The sequence below is a fragment of the Bradyrhizobium sp. genome (genome assembly GCF_019244115.1).
GTDB lineage: Bacteria > Pseudomonadota > Alphaproteobacteria > Rhizobiales > Xanthobacteraceae > Bradyrhizobium.
Genome location: NZ_JAFATE010000329.1, coordinates 1 through 4,679 on the forward strand (window position 1 = coordinate 1; position 4,679 = coordinate 4,679).

At 66.0% G+C, this 4,679-nt stretch carries 3 protein-coding genes and 2 pseudogenes; 3 read left to right on the top strand and 2 right to left on the bottom strand.

Going from position 1 to position 4,679, the window contains the following annotated elements; all coding sequences use genetic code 11:
• The 3 genes and pseudogenes from JOZ76_RS14655 to JOZ76_RS14665 all read left to right on the top strand — a co-directional run.
• Positions 1-354 (top strand): annotated as a pseudogene (locus JOZ76_RS14655) (ParA family protein); the annotation flags it as partial.
• A gap of 288 nt (positions 355-642) precedes the next feature.
• Positions 643-1,107, top strand: a pseudogene (locus JOZ76_RS14660) (class I tRNA ligase family protein); the annotation flags it as partial.
• Between the two features lie 130 nt (positions 1,108-1,237).
• Complete coding sequence (locus tag JOZ76_RS14665) at positions 1,238-2,338, top strand: methionine--tRNA ligase (RefSeq protein ID WP_291699343.1); 1,101 nt, start codon at positions 1,238-1,240, stop codon at positions 2,336-2,338.
• Positions 2,339-2,537: 199 nt separating this feature from the next.
• Here JOZ76_RS14665 and JOZ76_RS14670 read toward each other — a convergent pair whose 3' ends face one another.
• Together JOZ76_RS14670 and mutM are read right to left on the bottom strand one after the other, a co-directional pair.
• Positions 2,538-3,413 carry a hypothetical protein gene (locus tag JOZ76_RS14670; protein ID WP_291699341.1) on the bottom strand — a complete coding sequence of 292 codons (876 nt, stop codon included), beginning with the start codon at positions 3,411-3,413 and terminating at the stop codon, positions 2,538-2,540.
• Positions 3,414-3,923: 510 nt separating this feature from the next.
• Positions 3,924-4,679, bottom strand: a 756-nt coding sequence (gene mutM, locus JOZ76_RS14675; protein ID WP_291699342.1) for a bifunctional DNA-formamidopyrimidine glycosylase/DNA-(apurinic or apyrimidinic site) lyase, incomplete at its 5' end; no start/stop codon positions are given.

Sequence of the window (4,679 nt, forward strand, 5' to 3'; positions counted from 1 at the left end):
CTGCGCGGCCAGCGCATCGACGCGGCCGCGAGCACCCTGAGCGACGACGCCGGTTACGACTTGTTCGACGTCGTCGCGCAGCCCTTCGTCGTGATGCGCAACGACCACCAGGACGCGCTCACCGCCGGCCTCGCCGTGAGCGAGTTCGCACCATCGGGCAAATCGGCCGACGAGATGCGCGATCTCTGGCGCTGGGTCGAGACAAGGCTGAACTGCGCCGTGCCCGCCGAGGAGGAGATCGTCGCCGTACCGGAGTTCCCGATCCTGCTGCGTGAGCGCCTGCAGTCGATTCAGCCGCCGTCAAGCCTGCCGACCTGGGCCGACACCAATCCATCCTGGGACGCGTGCCTTTGAGCTCGACCGGATCATGATCGCGGGGCGGCTCGATCCGTCCCCCTCCGAGATATCCGCGCCCTTGTTTGTCGCCGGCCTTGAGCTTAGACTTGTCGCCGACAACGTTGGAATAGCGTCATGACCTTCGCCGCCGCCCGCTTCGAGATGCGAATGCCCGTCCCGCAGGAGACTTGCTGGAGGGATTGAAGGCGCACGCGCGCCGTTCGGATGAAGCGGACCCAAAACCCTCCCTTCCTGCGGAGGGTTTTTTGATTCCGGGTCCGCGCTCATCATCGAACGGAGTGCGTCATGACCAGATATCTCATCACCAGTGCCCTGCCTTACATCAACGGCGTCAAGCATCTCGGCAACCTTGCGGGCTCGCTGCTGCCGGCCGACATCCATGCCCGCTTCCGTCGCCAGACCGGCGCGGACACGCTCTACATCTGCGCCACCGACGAGCACGGCACGCCGGCGGAGCTCGCCGCAGCCGAGGCCAATGTCGACGTCGCCGCCTACTGCGCGCGACAGCACGCGGCGCAGGCCGACATCTACCGGCGGCTCAATCTGTCGTTCGACCATTTCGGCCGGTCCTCCTCGCGGCGCAATCACGCGCTGACGCAGCATTTTCTCGCGCGACTCGAAGAGCACGGATTCATCGAGGAGCGCACGCTGCTTCAGATCTTCAGCGTTGCGGACGGCCGCTTCCTGCCCGATCGCTACGTGATCGGAACCTGTCCGCATTGCGGCTCGGGCCGCGCACGCGGCGACCAGTGCGAAGATTGCACGCGGCCGCTCGATCCGCAGGACCTGCTTTCACCGCGCTCGGCGCTCGGGTGCGACCGGGCTGGAGCTGCGGCCGACGCGCCATCTATTCCTGCGGCAATCGGCACTCGAAGGCGAACTGCGCGACTGGCTGTCCTCGCGCTCCGGCTGGCCGCCGCTGGTGCGGTCGATTGCGCGCAAATGGCTCGACGAAGGCATCCGCGACCGCTGCATCACCCGCGATCTTGCCTGGGGCGTGCCGGTACCGAAGCCGGGCTTTGAGAAAAAGGTGTTTTATGTCTGGTTCGACGCGCCGATCGCCTACATCGCCGCGACCCAGGACTGGGCGGATGCGGATTCCGCGCGGCGCGACTGGCGAAGGTGGTGGTTTGGGGCCAGCGATGTGCGCTATCTGCAGTTCCTCGGCAAGGACAATGTGCCGTTCCACGCCGTCAGCTTTCCCTGCACGTTGCTTGGGTCGCGCGAACCCTGGAAGAGCGTCGACATCATCAAGGGCGTGAACTGGCTGACCTATGAGGGCGGCAAATTCTCCACCAGCGGCAGACGCGGCGTCTTTCTCGACCAGGCTTTGGACCTGCTGCCCGCCGACCGCTGGCGCTGGTGGCTGACCGCGCACGCGCCGGAGAGTGCCGACAGCGACTTCTCATTTTCGCGCTTCGCAGCCGATGTCGACCATGATCTCGCCGACACTTTTGGCAATTTCGTGCAGCGGGTGCTCAGCTTCATCGTGTCGCGCTATGACGGCGTCGTGGCGGATGGCGGCGCGCCCGGTCCGGAGGAGGCGCGGCTGATGGAGGAGATCGCCGGATTGACGCGCGAACTCCGGGATCAGCACGAGGCACTGGCGCTGCGCAAGACAGCCGACGCGGTCCGCGCGATCTGGAAAGCGGCGAATCTCTACCTCGTCTCTCGCGCGCCATGGACGCTCATCAAGTCCGATCCTGCCGAGGCTGGGCTCGTGCTGCGCATCGCGGTCAACCTGATCGGCGTTTGCGCGCGGGCGGCGTGGGCGATCATTCCCAACGCTGCCGACAAGGCGCTGGCGTCGATCGGCGAGCGCGAGGAGATCCCGGCGTTTCCCTCGGCAAACGATCTCACTTGCATTCCCGCGGGACGTCGGATTGATCCTCCCGGCCTGCTGTTCGGCAAGCTCGGGCCGGAATGGGCGGAGGCGCAACGCGCGCGCTTCGCGGGGGAGAAGGAACCAGCGAGAGCGTGACGAGAATCGTCGCCCCATCGAAGGTGTGCCCCCTCTCCGTTCTTACGGGGAGAGGGCTGGGCTGAAGGGCTCATTCTTCAGGAGCGCAGCAAGTGGAGAGCCCCTCACCCGCCACCAGAGCGCGCGACCTCTCCCCGCAAGCGGGGAGAGGTGAACCGCCGGTGCGCTCGCTTACCATGAAGCGCCATCGACGCGGCAGTTAGGACGGAATGGTCTGCCTGCGCTGCTCGAAGCGGTTGGCGTGCTCCATCCATTCCGGGAGCGGCGCGCCGTCGCGATGGCGGCCGCCGGCGCAGGCTGCCATCCAGGCCGTGACAGCCCCGAGCAGAGTGGCCGCAGCCAGCGAGAATGCCAAAATCACCGCGCTGCGGCGCGACCTGGCGATTGCCGTTCGGGAGTCCTCGATTGCGGTATTGACCCGCTTGTCCGCATCGGCCGGCGACAGGCCGGTGGTGGCTGCCACCTGTTGGACGAGATAGCCGCGATCGTCGGCGTTGACGCCGCTGTGGCTCGACGACGTCATCAGGATCCGTCCCGCCTCGGCGCGCTCGGCGCCGATGTCGACGTTCGCGGCGCGCCGCGGCGAGCGAAACAGCCGATCGAGCTCATAGCTCAGGAGCGGTTCGGCGCTGCTCGCATTCGCCCTCGGTTCGGAAGCCGTGGGGCGAGCAAAACCTGCCGCGCCGACCAGTGCGGCCAGCGTCGCGCCGAGCAGGACCGCAAGCGCCCATGTCGCGAGCCCGTGAAATCCATCGCGGCTTTCGACGTCCTCGGTGCGGGCAGCCGCATAAGGCCGACGCGTCCGGCCGGCGATGTAACCGCCGAGCCCGAAACTCGCGACGGCCTGCAGGATCAGGTAGAGACCCGACAGCAGCGCCAATGCGGCCGACGCATCGCGCCACGTCGGCGAGGTGGAGCTGACACCGAGCCCGATCGTCACGCCGAAAGTGATAAGGATGAAGGACAAGGCTGCGGCGCCAAGCGCGCCCGCGATGACCGGCGTCCACTGCAAATAAAGCGCATCCTCGGCAGGACGCGCGACCACTGCAGGACGCGTGATCTCTTCAACGGCCATGTCGAAAATCCCTAGCGCAGACCGAATAGCGACAGAACGGCCATAATCACGACGATGAGGCCGACGAGATAGATCAATCCGTTCATGACATCCTCCTCCTGGTGCCCACCTTCCCGACTTCGCGGTCGTTCGCCGCTCTTTGTGCGACGTCGGAGACGATTGGCACGCGCATGATTGAAATTCCGCTCTTCGTTTCGATGCCCTTCCGGGACATGAACGCGCGGTTTACGCGGCAGGGAGTCCACATCGGCGACTCACCGTCCCTGCGACCAGATAATTCCACGGCGGTGCGAACGTTCCTTCGTCGGTTTCGCCACGCTGCACGCAGGGGCTACGTGCGCGTTCGAGGAACATCGATGCCGCTTCGCACAAGACGGCAATGGAACGGAGCGCGTGGCACGTCAATCCGACGTGCAACAAGGGCGCGCGCGCTCCCCAGTCAGGTGCGGCCGACGGAACGCCGAACGCTTCGGCGGAGATTCGAACCGCGTCCCATGCGCCATATGGAAACTATTTCTGGCATTTCGGGCACCAGAAGGTCGAGCGGCCGTTCTGGGTGAAGCGCCGCACCACGCCGCCGCAGCCCGGCGTTCCGCAAGGCTCGCCTTCGCGGTCATAGACCTTGAAGGAATGCTGAAAGTAGCCGAGTTCGCCCGAGGTCTGGCGATGGTCGCGCAGCGATGAGCCGCCGGCCTTGATCGCCGCATTGAGCACGTCATGGATCGCGTCCACCAGCCGTTTCGCATGATCGGTCGGCTCGTTCTTTTTGGTCGCCAGCGTCGCAGCAAGGCGCCGCGGCGACAGTCGCGCCTCGTAGAGCGCCTCGCAGACATAGATGTTGCCAAGCCCCGCCACCACGCGCTGATCGAGCAGCGCCGCCTTCAGGCTGGTCTTCTTTCCGGCGCAGGACCGCGCCAGCAGAGCGGCGTCGAATTCATTGCCCAATGGCTCGGGCCCGAGCCCTCTAAGCAGCGGCTCGTCGTCGAGCGCGCCCCGGGCGATCACCTTCATGTAGCCGAAGCGACGCGGGTCGTTGAAGACGATGTCGGCGCCCGAGGACATGTGAAACACCACATGGTCGTGGGCGCCATCCTTGGCCCGGGGATGGTGGAACTGGCCCGGCGTGTCATTCGCGCCGGCCTTGTGGACGCGGAACGAGCCGGACATGCCCAGATGCATCAACAATACGTCGCCGGAGCCAAGATCGGCCAAAAGATATTTGGCGCGGCGGCCGAGCCCGGTCACGGTCTGACCGGTCAGCCGCGC

What these genes read in the sequence shown, in the direction of transcription:
- JOZ76_RS14670 (WP_291699341.1), bottom strand. Translation starts at nt 3,413, where the DNA reads ATGGCCGTTGAAGAGATCACGCGTCCTGCAGTGGTCGCGCGTCCTGCC.